The following is a 17,468-nucleotide window of genomic DNA, read 5'->3' as shown; positions in this document are numbered from 1 at the left end:
CAACTCGGTACGCCAAGCGAATTTATCAAGCCTGCAATTTGAACCGGGCACTTTGCGATTGAACAATGTTGCAGACGGATTGAATATTGACCACCAGCTCATCGAGTCGGAAACAGGCATGCTGGCTTTCTTCCGTGGTGCGCGCAATCGATTCCACCTGCTGGGCAATTTGCAACGAAGCTTCAGACTGTTCAGCCATGGCCCGGTCTATTTCGCCAATGGCCACTTCCGCATTTTTGGAATTCTGGTCAATTTCACCCATCAATGCCTTTGCACCTTGGGCATGCTCCAGCCCGGTTGAAAGCACGGTGCCCCAACCCCACACCAACTCAGCTGCATTTCGGGTGTTCAACTGCAAGCTTGAAATCAGCTCGGCAATTTCCTGAGTCGATCCCGCAGTTTTCTCAGCCAGGCCACGCACCTCGTCGGCAACCACAGCAAAGCCCCTGCCTTCTTCACCGGCGCGCGCCGCTTCGATGGCCGCATTCAAGGCCAGCAAATTGGTTTGTTTGGCAATCGATCCAATAGTATCCACAATGCCGGAAATCGCCACCGAGCTTTTCTCAAGGTTTTTAATCAAGCCGGTGAGCTCAACCGACGAACTGTTGATGTCCTGCATGCTGTCTGTCACTGCCGCAACCCCACCAAACCCCGCACGCGCAGAAACACCCACCGATTCTGCCACCTGTCGGGTGCTGCGAACATTGTCTGAAATCTGGGTGATCGACACAGTCATTTCTTCGACAGTGGCCGCCACAGAAGACGACGAATCAGATTGACTGGAAGCGGATCCTTTGACCTCTTGAGACTGCTTGCGCAGCACGTCGGCTGCATCCGACAAATCTGCAGCAGAAAGCTGCATGGCCTTGGCAAAGGTGTGTTGAGACAGTCGCAACGCATTCAATGCATCAGAAATTTCACCAATTTCATCCTGACTGGTCGTTCGCGGAAATTCCCGCAAATCGCCCTGCACCAATCGTGCTGTTTGTTCCAAGACCTGCGTCACGCGCGACTTCAGGTCTGCAACGGTTAACCACGCAGTAATGCCAGCCATGCCAATACCCAAAACAAGTGCCACGGTGCTAAGCAACAAGTCAAAGCTGTAGCCGTCGGCCCGCTGTGTCAAGATATCCTGCAACATAAGCGAATTGGCCTGTGCCAAACTGATTGAAGTTTGAATCATTCCGGTTGCGGTGTTGAAAAACACCATGGGCGTTACTGCGGGGTCTTTCTGCTCGACACGCACCAACAGGGCTTTCAGCTCGCTGGCCTGCTTTTGCAGGGCATTGAATAGATCAACCTGAGTTCTGGGTAAACCTTCGGAATCCTCACCCACCTTGCTGTAGCTGCGAGCAACTGCATGCAGGGACTGATCCACCATGCCCAGTCGCATGTTACTCATCAACATCGAGTCCCGATCCACTGAACCACTGGCAATCAAGCCTGCAACCTGCCCGCGGATCTGGGCAATGGATTCCTGCAACTGGGGCAATTCAAAGTTGATCACGCTCATCAAGTAGTAGCTGGACAAAACCGGGTCAAGAGTTAACTCGCTGTCATCAGAAACTTGCTTGAGCAGCAAGACAAGGTTTGCAATCAACTCGCTGTGCAGCTTGAAACTGTCTGCCGGACTCAAACTTCTTAGCTTGCCCTGCAAGTCAGTCCAATCACGCTGGCTTTGGCTGGCCAGCTCACGAGACTGCGTCCAGCCGGCAGGCAAATTGGTTTGAAAGCCTGTCCAGGCGAGGGAAATTTCGGCCGCAACAGGCTGAATCTTGGATTGTGCTTCAGTGTCACCATTGAGCAATATATTGCTCAGACCACGGTGCACCTGCACTTTCGAGATCAGCGCAGTCAAGCGCTGCACTTCATCCACACCTTGATGTTCATTCAACACCGTGCCACGCAAGGCCGACAAGCTGCTGATGGCCTGCCAACTGAGTACCAACATCAACGCAGCCATCATGGCGCCAATCATCAAAAACTTTTGACCCAAACGGCGATTGGACATCAATCTTTTAATTGTGAACATTTAAACATTTCTCGAGTAACAATCTAACAGTCATTATTCTCCGAGGGGGTCGCACCAAAGGAAGAAGGAAGCCGATGAAAAGCCATCAATTCTGGGGATAGTCAACTGGGTCGATGACAGGTAACCAAACATTCCTGTTGAACGAATGGGTGTGATAACTTTGGTTATATGATCAAAAGATCATTCAATCATGTTCAGTTGTTTCACCCCCGCTTAACAGGACTGCTTCAATGAAAATACGCTTACCCTTGAGTTCCACGGCATTCGGCTTGTTGATTTTTGTTGGTAGCCCCGTTGCGCAGGCCAATACATCCTGGGATCAGTTGGATGGGAAAAAATCCATTGTGTTGAGTAATCCCGCGGGTGAACAAATCAGGATCGCGACGATTGAATTCACGCCGCTGAATAGCGAGAGCAAATCCTTCAAAGTCACTTTGGCCGAAGACAGGATACAGGAATATTTTCTGGCCATGCGGCCTTTCAAATGCGTGTCGGGCCCATCACAGCAGTACTGTCTTTTCCCGGTCAGCAATGAACCAGCGGTGATCAGTAAAACTGACTTCACCACGCTTGAATATCAGTTGATGTTCATGAAAACCAAGCCTAACGCTTTGCACGTGAACCCTTTCAACGGTTTGTACTACAGCCTGTCACTGGCTGAGAATGGAGAGATCACAGGTGTTCAGAAAGAACTGGACATGGACCCCTTCATCACGCCAGACGCCGTGCCTGCGACCAAAAGGTTGCGACCGGTGGATGGAAAGGATCTGAGTGCAGTCGACCTCAGGTCATCATGGATGCCGAACATGACGATTCGAAGGGATTAAAGCGAGAGAAAGAGATTGACGAATTCTCTAATACGAATGCAACAAGGGCTTGGGGTTTTACACCCAAGCCCTTGTCTTGTTTGGTCGGAATGAGAGGATTCGAACCTCCGACCCCTTGCACCCCATGCAAGTGCGCTACCAGGCTGCGCCACATTCCGAGAAGGCGTGATTATAACCACGAAACGCCTAGACTTTCAGAACTTCTCGCAAATTCAGCAATTGTTCTTTCAAAACTTCACGATCGATCAAAATTGGCAATGGTGCATCGCCGGCAGGGCCATTTTTTTCCTGGTCCAGGCGGTTGCGTGCACCGTTGATGGTGAAGCCATGTTCATACAGCAATTCGCGAATTCGCCGAATAAACAGCACTTCGTGGTGCTGGTAATACCGACGATTTCCCCGACGGGTGATCGATTTCAACTGGGTGAATTCTTGCTCCCAGTAACGAAGCACATGGGTTTTCACGCCACACAGATCTGACACCTCACCAATGGTGAAGTAACGCTTGGCCGGTATGGGAGGCAAGCTGGCTGTGGGTGGCGCACCGTCTACGTTCGCGGGTTTTTGCATTGAGTAATTGACTTGTACTTGAATCAGTTAGTAGGGACTATTCAACCAAAGCTTTAAGTTTCTGACTGGGATGAAAGGTTACCACTCTACGCGCAGCAATGGGGATCTCTTCACCGGTTTTTGGATTTCTACCCGGCCGCTGCGGCTTGTCACGTAACTGAAAATTGCCAAAACCTGACAACTTCACCGAGTCTCCACCTTCAAGGGTGGTACGGATTTCATCAAAAAACGCATCCACGAAATCTTTCGCTTCACGCTTGTTCAAGCCCAGGCTGTCAAACAGCATTTCGGCCAATTCGGCCTTGGTCAAAGAGCCTGAAGCAAGGCCATCTTCAATCAGGTCCATGCGGTCAGAGCGCGCATTCAGGTCATTTGATCGGTCGTCGTTCAACACAAATTGATCCACAGTGAGTTCTACCTATTTATCAATATTTATCGCAAGCGTGCTGTGCAACGCTGCCCAGCATGCTCAATCATTTTTGTCAACAATGGTTCAATGTCGGCGTCGGTCAGGCTGCGGTCACTCGCTTGCAGGGTCAGCCTCAAGGCCAAACTTTTCTCATTTAGATTCAGACCCTTACCCTCTTCTTTTGGCACGAATTCATCGAAAAGGATAACCGATTTCAACCACCCAAGGTTGTCGTCTTTCACTTCCAGCAAGGCTTTTTTAAGTTGCGCAGCAGCAATATTCTGGTCAACCACAAAGGCCAGGTCACGAACTACCACTGGCTGCTTCGACACCTCCTTGAAAGCGGGCAACTTGCGGGTGTTCAGTCCATCCAGAAGCAACTCAAACACGATTGGAGCCACGGGCAAGTCATACTCCTGGGCCAGTTTCGGGTGCAACTCACCAATGAAGCCGATCACTTGGCGGTTAACCAGCACGCGTGCACTGCGGCCCGGGTGCAAAGCAGGATGCGGGTTGGCAGTGTCAAACCGCTCGAAATCCACTTTCCGGCCATGGAGCAGTTGTTCCACATCACCCTTCACATCAAAGAAATCAAGCGGACGGTTGTTGTTCGCAGCCCATTGCAGTTGGTCGGCCAAGCCATAGGCCAAGCCACCCAGCTTCCAGGTTTGCTTGAAACCCGCCACGGTTTGGGCGCCGTCTTGCACTTTTTCATCATGTTCGAACACGCGAGCCACCTCAAACACCCGCAGGCGGTCCACACGGTGACCCAGGTTGTGTTTCAACACACCGGTCAAGCTACCAATCAGGGTGGAACGCATCACGCTCAAATGGCTTGCAATCGGGTTGAGCAAGCGCACGGGGTTCGTGTTGCTGTTGAAATCGGCTTCCCATTGTTCAGGAGTGAAGCTGTAGCTGACCACTTCCTGATAGCCCAAAGCAGCCACCTGGCGGCGAATGGCATGGCGGCTGACCTTGCCTTCAGGGGCGGGCAGCATTTTAAGCTTGCCCATGGGTGCACGCAAAGGCAGGTTGTCGTAACCGACCACGCGTATTACTTCTTCAATCAGGTCTTCTTCAATCTGAATATCGAAGCGATAGCTGGGTGGGTTCACCACGTATCGGGTTCCTGCAGCTTGACCCTCTGCGCCCTGCCCTTCGGTCGTGAACTCAAAGCCCAGCTTGGTAAATACGTCCTGAACCTGCGCCACGGTAAACGGCATGCCAATCACCATTTCCGCACGCGCATGGCGCAGGGTTACAGGCTTGCGTGCAGGCAAGTTCAATACCTGATCAACCACGGGGCCAACCTGGCCGCCACAAATCTCGATAATCAGCGCAGTGATGCGTTCCAGGTGCTCGGGAATGGTCTGGAAGTCCACGCCCCGCTCGAACCGGTGCGACGCTTCGGATGAAAAATTGAATTCACGAGCACGGCCCACAATGGCATTGGGGTGCCAGAAAGCCGCCTCAACAAAAATATTTACGGTGCCTTCGTTCACCGCTGTTTGGTCACCACCCATGATGCCGGCGAGTGCTTCAGGTCCGTTGTCATCACAAATCACGCCCATGTGCGGCTTCAGATTCACTTCCATGTCGTTTAACAGTTTCAGCTTTTCGCCTTCACGCGCCCAGCGCACGGTGAGGTCACCTTGCACTTTGTCGAGGTCGAACACATGACTTGGGCGACCCAACTCCAGCATCACGTAGTTGGAAATATCGACCAGTGCATTCAAGCTGCGTTGGCCAGCGCCTTCCAGGCGATCGACCATCCACTGCGGAGTTTTTACCGTGTTGTTCACACCGCGAATGACCCTGCCTGCAAAGCGGCCACACAGGTCGGTGTTTTCAACAGTCACATTCAAGGTGTCGTTGATGCTGGCTGCAACAGGTGAAAATGAAGGCGCGTTCAAGGTGGCACCAGTCAGTGCAGCCACTTCTCGGGCCACGCCCCACACGCTCAAACAATCCGCGCGGTTGGGTGTCATCTTGAGCGTGAACTTCATTTCATTCAGGCCCAACAGTTCGCGAACATTGCCACCGACGGGGAAGTCGCCATTCAGAATGTGCAGACCATCGACATCACTGGGAACACCCAGTTCTTTGCCGGAACACAGCATGCCACCACTTTCAACGCCGCGCATCTTGGTAGGCTTGATCTTGAAGCCACCGGGTAGTTCCGCACCAGGCAAGGCGCAAGGCACTTTCAGGCCTTCAGCCACATTGGGTGCGCCACACACGATTTGGCGCACATCGCCCTCGCCCACCTGCACCTGGCACACACTCAAGCGGTCAGCATCGGGGTGCCTGTCTTTTTTTACGACCAAACCCACCACCACGCCTGAAAACTCAGGGGCCAACGGTTCCAGTTCTTCCACCTCAAGGCCCGCCATGGTGAGCTTGTCACCTAACTCTTGGGTATTCAAAGGGGTGTTGACGAGTGACTTCAACCAGGATTCTGTAAATTGCATCTTGTAATATCCAATACCGGCTTGGTTAGACTTGATTGTGCTTAGTTGAATTGCTGCAGAAAACGAATGTCGTTTTCGTAGAACAGGCGCAGGTCGTTGATGCCATAACGCAACATGGTCAAGCGATCTGGGCCCACGCCAAAGGCAAAGCCGGTGTAGGTTTCAGGGTCAATGCCCACATGGCGAAGTACATTGGGGTGCACTTGGCCACAACCTGCAATTTCCAGCCACTTGCCCTTGTTGGGGCCACTGGTGAAGGCCATGTCGATTTCGGCAGACGGTTCAGTGAATGGGAAAAACGAGGGGCGAAACCGAATGGTGATGTCATCGGTTTCGAAAAAGGTTTTCAGGAAATCCATGAACACCGCTTTCAGATCAGCGAAGCTAACACCTTCATCAATCCACAAGCCTTCCACCTGGTGGAACATGGGCGAATGGGTTGCATCGCTGTCAACGCGATACACGCGGCCCGGCGCAATAATGCGAATTGGCGGCTTGTTGGTTTGCATGTAACGCACCTGCATGGGCGAGGTGTGCGTGCGCAAAAGGTTGCCACCCGTGCCTTCAACATAGAAGGTGTCATGCATGGAACGCGCAGGGTGATTTTCCGGCGTGTTCAATGCAGTGAAGTTGTGAAAATCGGTTTCAATTTCGGGGCCATCGGCCAAGTCGAACCCGATGGTCGTGAAAATTTCCTCAATGCGTTCCAACGTGCGCATGGCCGGGTGCAAGCCGCCGGTGCCGCGCATGCGGCCGGGCTTGGTCACATCAATGGCCTGCGCCTGCAACTTGGCTTGCATGGCTGCGTCCGCCAGCGCCTGGCGCTTCGCGTTCAAAACAGCCTCAACCTGTTGCTTGAGCTGGTTGATTTCAGCGCCACGGGTTTTCTTCTCTTCGGGCGACAATGCTGCCATGCCTTTGAGCAGCTCCGTGACCTTGCCTTGTTTGCCCAAAAACTGGGCCTTGATGTTTTCCAGACTGGCCGGGTCGGTTGCAGATGACATGGCCTGTTCGGCCTCGGTGAGAATGGCTAAAAGCGAAGCATCCATGGACATTGGGTCGATTCTTTTTGAGATTGGAACGGCTTTGATTGGAGCTGTGAATTGTACCGTCTGAAAACAAAAACGGAGCCCTAAGGCTCCGTTTTTATCAGTCTTTTCGTGTACTTAAGAGAAATACTTAAGCAACAAAAATGTTGACTTTTTTACTTAGGCTTGTGCTGCGCGCACTTGACCCACGATGGCGGCGAATGCTGCCTTGTCGGTCACTGCCAGATCAGCCAGCACCTTGCGGTCCAGACCAATGGCTGCTTTTTTCAAGCCATTGATGAACACACTGTAGGTCATGCCGTGTTCACGCACTGCTGCGTTGATACGGGTGATCCACAGTGCGCGGAATACGCGCTTCTTGTTGCGGCGGTCACGGTATGCGTACTGACCAGCACGCATCACCGCTTGCTTGGCAACGCGGAATACATTATTACGACGACCGCGGAAGCCTTTGGCTTGGGCGATAACTTTTTTGTGACGGGCGCGTGCCGTTACACCACGTTTTACTCTAGGCATTTATTGCTCCTACCAGTTATGCGTAAGGCATCATGTCGCGAACGCGGCCGATGTCAGACTTGTGAATCGTTTCCATGCCGCGAAGCTGACGCTTGCTCTTGGTCGTTTTCTTGGTAAGAATGTGGCGCTTAAAGGCGTGACCACGCTTGATCGATCCGCTTGAACGGACCAAGAAACGCTTTGCGGCGCTCTTTTTGGTCTTCATCTTGGGCATCTTGGTGCTCCTGATACTGTTCGGCAATTCAATTGCCAAACCTGCTTGCAGGTGGTTTCGACGAAACTCTTTTAAAACCTGGTGGGCAACTTGCTGTTATGCACAATACAGTGCATTCCGGCAAGCCCGCGATTATAACGCGGGATCGCCGAACTGGGCAAACTATTTGATGCGGAACGTGTAAGGGTCGATTATTTCTTGCGGGGAGCGATCATCATGACCATTTGGCGGCCTTCCATCTTGGGCATTTGCTCAACCACACCCATTTCTTCAAGGTCGGTTCGAACACGTTCCAGAAGGCGGGCACCAATGTCCTGGTGAGCCATTTCACGTCCGCGAAAGCGCAAAGTGACCTTGCATTTGTCGCCGTCTTCAAGAAAACGGGTCAAATTCTTCAGCTTGACGTTGTAGTCTCCGTCGTCAGTACCAGGACGGAACTTGATTTCCTTGATCTGGACCTGCTTCTGCTTGGACTTGGCTTCTGCTGCCTTTTTCTGCTCTTGGTAACGGAACTTGCCGTAATCCATCAGCTTGGCAACCGGGGGAACGGCCTGCGGCGCAATTTCCACCAAATCCACACCGCCTTCTTCTGCCATTCGCAAGGCGTCAGATGTTTTTACGATGCCTAACTGCTCACCCTCAATCCCGATGAGGCGCACTTCGGGGATTCTGATTTCCTCGTTGGTGCGATTTTTCTTTTCCGCTACGATATTTAGCCTCTTTTTTCTAGTTTAAAAAATCAGGCCCTGCTGCTGATTTCACCCAGCAGGCGCTGGAGGAATTCTTCAACAGGCAATGAGCCCAGGTTTTCATTGCCGCGCAAACGCACGGCAACTTGGTTTGCATCACGCTCTGCATCGCCGATTACGGCGATATACGGAGTTTTCTGCATGGTGTGTTCACGGATTTTACGATTGATCTTTTCATTACGCAAATCCGCCTCCACCCTAATGCCTTGTTTTTTCAACATTTGCACCACATTGTGGGCATATTCATTGTGGGCCTCGGTGATGGTGGCCACAACCACTTGGACGGGCGACAGCCACAAGGGCATGGCGCCGGCGTGGTTTTCGATCAAAATACCGATAAACCGCTCCATGGAACCCACGATGGCCCGGTGCAACATCACGGGTACTCGACGGCTGTTGTCTTCTGCCACGTACTCAGCACCCAGGCGACCTGGCAACTGAAAGTCCACCTGAATGGTGCCGCACTGCCAGGAACGGCCAATGCTGTCTTTCATGTGGTATTCAATCTTGGGTCCGTAAAACGCACCCTCGCCCGGTAGTTCAGTCCATTCCACGCCACAGGCTTTCAAGGCCTGGCGCAGCGAATCTTCAGCCTTGTCCCAGGTTTCATCAGTACCCAAACGGGCTTCCGGGCGCAGGGCCAACTTCACGTTGATTTCGCTGAAACCGAAATCGGCATACACCTGCATGGCCACCTGGTTGAACTGCGTGACCTCTTCGCGAACCTGGTCTTCAGTGCAGAAAATATGGCCATCGTCTTGTGTAAAGCCGCGTACGCGCATGATGCCGTGCAACGCACCTGAACTTTCATTGCGGTGGCATGCACCAAACTCACCATAGCGCATGGGCAAGTCACGGTAGCTGCGCAAATCGCTTTTGAATACTTCAATGTGGCCGGGGCAATTCATCGGTTTCAAGGCGTAGTCGCGCTTTTCCGACTCGGTGGTGAACATGTTGTCTTTGTAGTTGTCCCAGTGTCCTGATTTTTCCCAGAGCTTGCGGTCCAGAATCTGGGGGCAGCGGATTTCCTGATAACCGCCGTCCACGTACACGCGGCGCATATACTGCTCCACCTGCTGCCACAGGGCCCAGCCCTTGGGGTGCCAGAATACCAGGCCAGGAGCTTCATCCTGCATGTGGAACAGGTCAAGCTGCTTGCCCAGTTTGCGGTGGTCGCGCTTTTCGGCTTCTTCCAGGCGATGCAGGTAGGCGGCCAAGTCTTCTTTCTTGGTCCAGGCTGTGCCGTAAATGCGCTGCAGCATTTCATTGTTGGAGTTGCCTCGCCAGTAAGCACCTGCCACTTTCATCAATTTGAAGTGCTTCAGCTTGCCAGTGCTGGGCACGTGGGGGCCGCGGCACAGGTCAATGAACTTGCCTTCGCGGTACAGGGAAATGTTTTCATTGCTTGGAATGCTGGCAATGATTTCCGCCTTGTAGTGCTCGCCCTGGTCTTTGAAAAACTGAACGGCGTCATCGCGCACCCATTCTTCGCGGGTCACGACTTCATCCAGCCGTGCAAGCTCGGTCATCTTCTTTTCGATGGCTTCCAGGTCTTCAGGCGTGAAAGGACGTTCGTAGGAGAAATCGTAGAAAAAGCCGTCTTCGATCACGGGGCCAATGGTGACCTGTGCCGTGGGAAACAACTCCTTGACGGCATAGGCCAACAGATGCGCGGTGGAATGGCGGATGGTGTCCAGCCCTGCCTCGTCTTTTTCAGTGACGATGGCCAGGTTGCTGTCCGCAGTCATTGTGTAGGAAGTATCCACCAGCACGCCATTCACCGTACCTGCCAATGCGGCCTTGGCCAGGCCAGGGCCAATGCTAGCAGCCACTTGGGCCACGGTCACAGGGTGATCGAAAACACGTTCGGATCCGTCAGGCAGGCGGATAACTGGCATAAGTACTTCCCTTAGGTGGAATAAGCTTTTGGATCCAAAACAACAGGTCCGGACACAGCTCAAATTTTTCTCAACCCTGTATTTTAGCCTCTGGAAGCTTGCCTGAACATTCGCGGGCTGTTGATTCGGATCAAAAGCATGATCAATCAGGAGATTTTGGGCTTGTGGATGCCCTCCTTGATGTCTTTTTTCAATTTCTTGGCCACTTTTTTCTCTTTGGGTGTGCTCAAAGGTTTCTTCTTGTCCTGCTTGTTACTTTTCTGTTCATGCGTCATCGAACGGGCTCCTTTCTGGTTTCAAGACCGACAATTCAGCCCAGAACGGAATTGTCAGGTCAACGTACCCACAGGGTATGTACGTTACCGTACTCAGCAACATCAAACACTTGCACTATTGTTTCAAGTATTCACCCATCTGGCTTTGATTATCAGGCTTGGGCCAAACTTTTAGAACGTGGGGCACGATGACCAATCCATGCTGCAATCAATTGCTAAACGCATTGCCAAAAGAGGCATATTCGCGCATTGCACCCTTTCTGGTTCCTGTTGAACTGGAACTGGGCGAGGTTCTCTATGAATCCGGGGACCAACTGCGCCATGTGTACTTTCCAACCACTGCCATCATTTCGCTGCTGTATGTGCTCGAAAACGGGTCGTCTGCCGAAATTGCTGTGGTGGGTAACGAGGGCATTTTGGGTATTGCCTTGTTCATGGGCGGCAACACGACACCCAGCCGGGCTGTCGTTCAAAGCAAAGGCTTGGGATACCGCTTAAAGCCTCAGGTTCTACTTTCCGAATTTCATCTGGGTGGGCCAACACAGCAACTGCTGCTCCGGTATACCCAGGCCCTGATTACCCAGATGACGCAAACCGCCGTCTGTAACCGACATCACTCGGTTGAACAACAATTGTGCAGATGGTTGCTTCTAAGCCTGGACCGCCTTGAAGGCAATACCCTGAACATGACCCAGGAATTGATCGCCAACATGCTGGGGGTCAGGCGGGAGGGTGTAACCGAAGCGGCGGGCCGCTTGCAGCGGGAAGGCTTGATCCAGTATGCCCGTGGCCGCATTGAGGTATTGGACCGGCCGCGCCTCGAAGCGCGTGTTTGCGAGTGCTATCAGGTTGTAAAAACCGAATTCGAGCGCTTGTTGCCCCAGCCGGAGGCGAAAGATCACGCGCAGAGTGACATGGTCACATCTGCGCCCTGAAAGCAGACGGCGAGCTTTCCGTACGAGAACGAACAGACGCCGCCACTACAGAGAATTACCCTGAAATTTGTTTTTCACCACTTAAAGGAAATCAATTATGGAAAAGCTACCCGTTAATCCAGACCACTCCATCGGAAGCACTAACAGTAATCTCAGCAGTAACCGATGGCCTGATGTTGAACACGCTCTGGCAACCAAAAGCCGTGAAGTTGAAAACATGGGCCGGGATTACATCACCGAGTCTCCGTTCAAGGCTGCACTGGCTGTAGGGGCCTTCGGCCTGTTGATGGGCTTTTTGCTCTCGAAAATTCGCGCCTGATTTCATTCATCTAATCTAACAAGGACATCAATTCATGATTACAAACAAGCACGTTGTTCGCGTATTGGGCATATTTTCCTTGCTGTTCATGGTGGCCTGTGCTGCAGGTCCAGGCCAAAGCAGCACGGGTGAATACATTGATGACTCGGTCATTACAACCCGAGTCAAGGCAGCCATTTTCAATGATTCAACCCTGAAAGCCTCGGAAATCAATGTCGAAACCTTCAAGGGCGAAGTTCAACTCAGCGGTTTTATCAATTCCAAGGAAGACATGAACAAGGCTGTTGAGTTGACTCGATCGGTCAAAGGCGTGGAATCCGTAAAAAATGACATGCGCATGAAGTGATATCTGTTTTTGGCATTGGAGAAAATGATGGAAAAAAGAAAATTCTTTCACTCGGGCAACGTGGTGTTGTACGAAGACTTTCAACACATGTTTTCAGACGACATTACGCTCAACAACACGGTCAAGACAATCTTGCTGGGTGAGCCATTGTTGTTCGACTCCATTGTCAATGTGAATACATTCGGTCAGGTTGTTACCCTGAGCGGTTTTGTGGACTCGGAGATTGAACTGGACCACCTAAATAAAATTGCCACAGAGCTGCGCAAATTTGTTTACGTAGAGAATATTGTGCAGGTCATTCCTGTGCTGTGGGTCAGGTCTGGTTCGGCTGTTCAACACAGAGAGAACTAAAAGCCCAGATCAAGGATCCGCTACAAAAAACCCCTGAGCCTCTTGAAGGTGACTCAGGGGTTTTTTCTTGGGCCTCTAACAATGTGGTGATTCGCTCAATCGAGAATGGTGGCCTCAACACGTCGGTTCAACTGGCGCCCGGCAGCACTGTCATTGCCGGCAACCGGTGCAGTCTCGCCAAGGCCTTGAACAGTCATTCTTTTGCGGGAAATACCCTTGCCCTCCAAGTAGCTGCTCACCGCAAAAGCCCTGCTTTGTGACAGCGCCAGATTGGCCTCACTTGCACCTACGTTGTCAGTGTGGCCTTCGATAGCCAAACGACTTTCAGGGTTGCTGTCCAGAAAACTGAACAGCTTGTCCAGATTGGCATCCGCATTGGGACTGATGTTGTATTGGCCAGTAGAAAACAGGACATCGCCCAAGGTCACCAACATGCCACGGGGGCTGGGCTTTGCATTCATGGCCGCCAATTCAGCCTTCAAGGCTGCCGCACGGCGGTTGGCGTCATCTGCCTCGGCAGTGCGAGAGGCCAAACGCGCAGCGGCTGTGTCATCGGACATGGCGTTCTGACGCTCCAGCAAATGGGCTTCACGTGCTTTCACTTCCGCAATTTCAATTTTGTGATACGCAATGAATTCATTGTGCGTTCTGTCCTGCAGGCTAGCTTGTGGCTGGTCCATCCGGGCCACTGCGGATTCAGCTTCTGCCCTCGCTTGTGGTGAATATCGGCTTAGCACCGGGTCATTTTGCAGTGCTGCAAGCTTGTTGCGTAATTCGATCTGCCGGTCGGTGGCTTCCGGGGGCGAAGCACAAGCGGAAAACAAGCCTATGACCAGTGCGCCCAATATGGTGTAACGGGGGAAGTTGTTCATGGTGTGGCCTTTAAATTGCGACGCATTTCCTGTTGCAGGGCCTTGTTCTGGTTCTGCATGTCTTCGCTTGTGGCGGTGACCTTGCCAAGGGATGTTTTGGCAACCGCAAGGTCGGCGCTCACTTGAGATTCAACAGCCAACATTTCTGCCAGCTCGGGCTTTCCGTCCAGGGCAGCAAATCGAGAGGCTTCGAGCTTTTGCCGTGCAACGGTCAATTCCTGATTGCCATAAGTGAATACTGGCAGTTTCTCGGCATTGGCAACGGCCACTTGGGCCGCCACATACGACCTTCCCGGAGGGGAAGGCGTGGTGGCACACGCGGCAAGAATGCCAGCGCCCACGATTAAGCTTGAGATAGCAATCTTCATTGTGTTTCCACCTGTGTATGAGTCGATTAGTGCTTGTTGAAAAAAGCTTCCACTTGTTTGTCTGCGTCGGCCTTGTTCATGGAATAGCGCTTTTGCACCAGGCTGGAAAGCTGGTCACTGTCACCAGCAGTGGAGACAAGCTCTTCTTGCTGAAGTTTGCTCCACTGCTGCTTGGCGCCATTGATCTTGGCTTTCCAATGATCACCGTCGGGTATATCGGTGTTGGTATTGCCCTTGGCTTGGTTCTGATTCTTGTTTTGGTTCTGGTTTTTTCCGGTACCGGCTGGTGTTTGATTGTTCATGCAATATTCTCCGTCGTTTTGTGCCTGGGTCGCAGAAGGCGAAAAGGCGGCTTCAGGGAAGCCAAAGTCACGATAAACAAACGGACGCAAAAGTTCGGTGCGCTGACACACACAGATTGGAGCGGCAAACAACGGGGGGCTAACCAGAGGGAAATGTGGTAGGACCGACTGGAATCGAACCAGCGACCTCTGCCATGTCAAGGCAGCGCTCTAACCAGCTGAGCTACGGTCCTAAAGAAGAGTGCGAAATATACACCAGCTCGGCCGCGGGGGCAAGTCCAAATGCGCTTGACAACGTTTCTGACAAGAACTATTGTCATATTCACGATTTTTCAAGCTTTGCATTTACTACAACCGCTTTACTTCAACCACCAAGGATCACCATGGCCATTAAAGTCAGCCCCCAGTCGTTCGAATCCATACGCAAAGTCATGAACGGCTTCTGGATCGTTGTACCTGCGTATTTGTTGATCAGCCTTGTCATGCCTTTCCTGCTGGTGCTGGCTGCTTTGTTGCTGGTGGCCCACACGCTGGAACTACCGATTGCCTTCCTGCGTTTGCGCGGCAAGAACCTGCCCCCCCTGGAAGTGGTGTCAAAAACACTGCTGTATGGATTCACCTGGTGGCTTCCCAAGAGCCTTGAGACCACACGGGCGAGATAAGCAAGCCGACACACTTTGGCTCTTTGTCAAAAAAGAGTCATCTCTCTGTCACATGCCGGTCAAATCGGGCGCGTCTAATCGGTTCCATGACAAAAACATGGACATTGAAAATGCGCCCGAACCAGTTGAACTTCAAGCAGCAATTTGCAGAGCAACTGTTTTCCAAAGCGACCCGCGAAGAAAACTCCGGTGAGCTCGCCAGCCCCCCCTCGATGGAACCCGTTGATCCTTTTGACGAGGAACAAGGCTCCAACAGATACCGCACCATCTGGATTTCAGACATCCACCTGGGCACTGCCGGATGCCAGGCCGACGCCCTGCTCCACTTTCTCAAACACAATGAAAGCGATACGCTTTACCTGGTTGGCGACATCATTGACGGTTGGCAACTGCGCAAGAACTGGTTCTGGCCGCAAAGCCACAACGATGTAATCCAGAAGGTGTTGCGCAAGGCGCGCAAAGGCACTCAGGTTGTGTTCATCCCCGGTAACCACGATGAGGCGGCCCGGCAATTTGCCGGCATGACTTTCGGCGACATCCCGATTCTTGACAGCGCAGTGCACGTGACAGCCGATGGCAAACGCCTGTGGGTAGTACATGGCGATGAATTTGACCAGGTGGTGCGTTACGCGAAATGGCTGGCTTACCTGGGCGACACGCTGTACACCTTTGCGCTGACCCTGAACCGGATGTTGAACAATGTTCGAATCAAACTGGGTTACCCATATTGGTCGCTGTCGCAGTTCCTGAAACAGCAGGTGAAAAATGCAGTGAACTTCATTCTGGAATTCGAGCACGCCCTGATTCATGAAGCCAAACACCGAGGCTACGACGGCGTGGTGTGCGGCCACATTCACAAAGCCGAGATCAAGCAGGTAGACGGCTTGCTGTATTGCAACGATGGTGATTGGGTTGAAAGCCTGACCGCCTTGGTTGAACACCCCTGCGGAAAACTGGAAATTGTGCACTGGCCCCACCGGGATCTGCCAGCCCGCAAACAAAAGGCGCTTGAACACGCCAACGCGGAGTAAGCAGCATGCGTATATTGATCGCTACAGATGCATGGGCACCCCAGGTCAATGGTGTGGTTCAAACACTCAGCCAGGTGGTGAACAGGCTAATTACACAGGGCCATGAAGTCCGGGTGATTCACCCCGGACTGTTCAAGACAATACCCTGCCCTACCTACCCTGAGATCAGGCTTGCAGTGTGGCCGTTTGGCCGCCTGCGGCGCGAACTGCGTGAATTCAAGCCACAGGCCGTTCACATCGTGACCGAAGGACCAATTGGCCTGGGCATGCGCCTGCTGGCCAGGTACGCCGGGTTACCGTTTACCACGGCATACCACACCCAGTTCCCCGAATATGTGAAAGCGCGTTCGGGCATTCCCATCCGGTTTACTGCGGCACTGCTTCGCTGGTTTCACAAGCCCTCGAGGGCGGTGATGGTACCCACACAATCGGTCATCGACACATTGAAAAGTCGTGGTTTGAACAATTGCGTGCTGTGGCAGCGCGGGGTTGACTTGAAGCGTTTCAACCCCGACAAATCACCGGTCAGCAAACATTTGAGTTACAGCCCCTGCGAGCTGGCCTCAGACGATCCGCAGCAAGTTGAATTGTTGCAACGCCTGAATGCGTGCAGCGTTGAAAAGCCAGTGTTTCTTTACGCAGGGCGTGTGGCTGTGGAAAAGAACCTGGAAGCGTTTTTGTCACTGGAGCTGCCCGGTGAAAAATGGATTGCAGGCGACGGCCCTGCCCGCAAAGCGCTTGAAAAACAGTTTCCTGAGGCACGCTGGTTTGGCATGCTCAATCACGCGGCTTTGTCCGAAATTTACAAACGGGCGGATGTTTTCGTATTTCCAAGCCTGACCGATACTTTCGGGCTGGTTTTGCTGGAAGCAATGGCCAGTGGTTGTCCGGTTGCAGCTTTTCCAGTGAATGGTCCACTGGACGTGGTAGGCCAGTCCGGCGCAGGGGTGCTCGACTGGAATTTGAAGAATGCTGCCCTTTCAGCCCTGCAAATTGATCGGGAACGCCCACGTCAGCACGCCAGTACCTTTACCTGGGAAAACTGCGCAAGCCAGTTCCAGGGTTACCTGGCTCCAATCGTCTACAGTGCAGGCACCGTGCGGCAGTTGACTGGCCACAAACAACCTTTGCAGGACTGAAAGCTGAAGAAGGAAAGTGAAGCGCAGAAAGTAAAGCGCAGATAGCACCCAACCGAGCGCTTGAAGCCCTTTGAGAAACCCATGCCCTGTGAATTGCCTATAATAGGCACAAACTGAAAACCTATAAAACATT

General features: G+C 52.5%; 21 protein-coding genes and 2 tRNA genes. 8 read left to right on the top strand and 15 right to left on the bottom strand.

Annotated features, from left to right (window positions below; translation table 11 throughout):
* Positions 1-25 precede the first annotated feature (25 nt).
* A complete protein-coding gene (locus RGQ30_RS06975; RefSeq protein ID WP_130556607.1) occupies positions 26-2,032 on the bottom strand; it encodes a methyl-accepting chemotaxis protein in 2,007 nt (668 codons plus the stop codon).
* A 230-nt stretch (positions 2,033-2,262) separates the two neighbouring features.
* Between RGQ30_RS06975 and RGQ30_RS06970 the strand changes: the two genes are divergently transcribed.
* Positions 2,263-2,859, top strand: coding sequence for a hypothetical protein (locus RGQ30_RS06970; RefSeq protein ID WP_338284856.1), 597 nt, complete (start codon positions 2,263-2,265; stop codon positions 2,857-2,859).
* Positions 2,860-2,940: 81 nt separating this feature from the next.
* Here the strand turns inward: RGQ30_RS06970 and RGQ30_RS06965 are convergent.
* The 10 genes from RGQ30_RS06965 to RGQ30_RS06920 all read right to left on the bottom strand — a co-directional run bounded on the left by RGQ30_RS06965 (position 2,941) and on the right by RGQ30_RS06920 (position 11,010).
* Positions 2,941-3,017 (bottom strand) — tRNA-Pro (locus RGQ30_RS06965).
* Between the two features lie 28 nt (positions 3,018-3,045).
* Positions 3,046-3,429 (bottom strand): MerR family transcriptional regulator, encoded by a 384-nt coding sequence (locus RGQ30_RS06960; protein ID WP_130556608.1) that lies wholly within the window; start codon positions 3,427-3,429, stop codon positions 3,046-3,048.
* A gap of 37 nt (positions 3,430-3,466) precedes the next feature.
* Positions 3,467-3,775: an integration host factor subunit alpha gene (locus RGQ30_RS06955; RefSeq protein WP_335618416.1), complete on the bottom strand. Its 309-nt coding sequence runs from the start codon at positions 3,773-3,775 to the stop codon at positions 3,467-3,469.
* A gap of 86 nt (positions 3,776-3,861) precedes the next feature.
* A complete protein-coding gene (gene pheT / locus RGQ30_RS06950; RefSeq protein WP_130556610.1) occupies positions 3,862-6,309 on the bottom strand; it encodes a phenylalanine--tRNA ligase subunit beta in 2,448 nt (815 codons plus the stop codon).
* Positions 6,310-6,350: 41 nt separating this feature from the next.
* The gene (gene pheS, locus RGQ30_RS06945; RefSeq protein WP_369745970.1) at positions 6,351-7,313 is read right to left on the bottom strand and encodes a phenylalanine--tRNA ligase subunit alpha; all 963 of its coding nucleotides are present in this window, start codon (positions 7,311-7,313) and stop codon (positions 6,351-6,353) included.
* A gap of 204 nt (positions 7,314-7,517) precedes the next feature.
* Entirely contained in the window at positions 7,518-7,874 is a 357-nt protein-coding gene (gene rplT, locus RGQ30_RS06940; RefSeq protein ID WP_008249959.1) for a 50S ribosomal protein L20, read from the bottom strand.
* Between the two features lie 16 nt (positions 7,875-7,890).
* The gene (rpmI, locus tag RGQ30_RS06935) at positions 7,891-8,088 is read right to left on the bottom strand and encodes a 50S ribosomal protein L35 (RefSeq protein WP_105029855.1); all 198 of its coding nucleotides are present in this window, start codon (positions 8,086-8,088) and stop codon (positions 7,891-7,893) included.
* A 191-nt stretch (positions 8,089-8,279) separates the two neighbouring features.
* Positions 8,280-8,798 (bottom strand): translation initiation factor IF-3, encoded by a 519-nt coding sequence (infC, locus tag RGQ30_RS06930; protein WP_130556612.1) that lies wholly within the window; start codon positions 8,796-8,798, stop codon positions 8,280-8,282.
* Between the two features lie 29 nt (positions 8,799-8,827).
* Entirely contained in the window at positions 8,828-10,735 is a 1,908-nt protein-coding gene (gene thrS, locus RGQ30_RS06925; protein ID WP_130556613.1) for a threonine--tRNA ligase, read from the bottom strand.
* Positions 10,736-10,881: 146 nt separating this feature from the next.
* The gene (locus RGQ30_RS06920; RefSeq protein ID WP_298217343.1) at positions 10,882-11,010 is read right to left on the bottom strand and encodes a hypothetical protein; all 129 of its coding nucleotides are present in this window, start codon (positions 11,008-11,010) and stop codon (positions 10,882-10,884) included.
* 188 nt (positions 11,011-11,198) lie between these two features.
* On the opposite strand from RGQ30_RS06920, the gene RGQ30_RS06915 reads away from it, so the two are divergent.
* The 4 genes from RGQ30_RS06915 to RGQ30_RS06900 all read left to right on the top strand — a co-directional run bounded on the left by RGQ30_RS06915 (position 11,199) and on the right by RGQ30_RS06900 (position 12,961).
* On the top strand, positions 11,199-11,945 hold the full coding sequence (locus tag RGQ30_RS06915) for a Crp/Fnr family transcriptional regulator (protein WP_130556614.1): 747 nt from the start codon (positions 11,199-11,201) through the stop codon (positions 11,943-11,945).
* A gap of 97 nt (positions 11,946-12,042) precedes the next feature.
* The gene (locus tag RGQ30_RS06910; protein WP_130556615.1) at positions 12,043-12,264 is read left to right on the top strand and encodes a DUF883 C-terminal domain-containing protein; all 222 of its coding nucleotides are present in this window, start codon (positions 12,043-12,045) and stop codon (positions 12,262-12,264) included.
* Positions 12,265-12,298: 34 nt separating this feature from the next.
* On the top strand, positions 12,299-12,610 hold the full coding sequence (locus RGQ30_RS06905) for a BON domain-containing protein (protein ID WP_130556616.1): 312 nt from the start codon (positions 12,299-12,301) through the stop codon (positions 12,608-12,610).
* 27 nt (positions 12,611-12,637) lie between these two features.
* The gene (locus tag RGQ30_RS06900; RefSeq protein ID WP_130556617.1) at positions 12,638-12,961 is read left to right on the top strand and encodes a BON domain-containing protein; all 324 of its coding nucleotides are present in this window, start codon (positions 12,638-12,640) and stop codon (positions 12,959-12,961) included.
* 95 nt (positions 12,962-13,056) lie between these two features.
* On the opposite strand, the gene RGQ30_RS06895 is transcribed toward RGQ30_RS06900, so the two are convergent.
* The 4 genes from RGQ30_RS06895 to RGQ30_RS06880 all read right to left on the bottom strand — a co-directional run bounded on the left by RGQ30_RS06895 (position 13,057) and on the right by RGQ30_RS06880 (position 14,736).
* Positions 13,057-13,833, bottom strand: a complete 777-nt coding sequence (locus RGQ30_RS06895; protein ID WP_130556618.1) for an OmpA family protein — start codon at positions 13,831-13,833, stop codon at positions 13,057-13,059.
* The gene (locus RGQ30_RS06890) at positions 13,830-14,201 is read right to left on the bottom strand and encodes a DUF4398 domain-containing protein (protein WP_130556619.1); all 372 of its coding nucleotides are present in this window, start codon (positions 14,199-14,201) and stop codon (positions 13,830-13,832) included. The genes RGQ30_RS06895 and RGQ30_RS06890 overlap by 4 nt, the downstream gene beginning before the upstream one ends.
* 26 nt (positions 14,202-14,227) lie before the next feature.
* Complete coding sequence (locus RGQ30_RS06885) at positions 14,228-14,503, bottom strand: CsbD family protein (protein WP_130556620.1); 276 nt, start codon at positions 14,501-14,503, stop codon at positions 14,228-14,230.
* 156 nt (positions 14,504-14,659) lie between these two features.
* Positions 14,660-14,736, bottom strand: a tRNA-Val gene (locus RGQ30_RS06880).
* Between the two features lie 150 nt (positions 14,737-14,886).
* Between RGQ30_RS06880 and RGQ30_RS06875 the strand changes: the two genes are divergently transcribed.
* The 3 genes from RGQ30_RS06875 to RGQ30_RS06865 all read left to right on the top strand — a co-directional run bounded on the left by RGQ30_RS06875 (position 14,887) and on the right by RGQ30_RS06865 (position 17,335).
* Entirely contained in the window at positions 14,887-15,165 is a 279-nt protein-coding gene (locus RGQ30_RS06875) for a hypothetical protein (protein ID WP_130556621.1), read from the top strand.
* 110 nt (positions 15,166-15,275) lie between these two features.
* Positions 15,276-16,196 (top strand): UDP-2,3-diacylglucosamine diphosphatase, encoded by a 921-nt coding sequence (locus RGQ30_RS06870; RefSeq protein WP_130556993.1) that lies wholly within the window; start codon positions 15,276-15,278, stop codon positions 16,194-16,196.
* 5 nt (positions 16,197-16,201) lie between these two features.
* Entirely contained in the window at positions 16,202-17,335 is a 1,134-nt protein-coding gene (locus RGQ30_RS06865) for a glycosyltransferase family 4 protein (RefSeq protein ID WP_130556622.1), read from the top strand.
* Positions 17,336-17,468: the final 133 nt, after the last annotated feature.

The sequence above is a fragment of the Limnobacter thiooxidans genome, from assembly GCF_036323495.1.
Classification (GTDB): Bacteria; Pseudomonadota; Gammaproteobacteria; order Burkholderiales; family Burkholderiaceae_B; genus Limnobacter; species Limnobacter thiooxidans.
The sequence above is the reverse complement of the archived record's forward strand: the minus strand, read 5'-3'. Positions and strand labels throughout refer to the sequence as shown.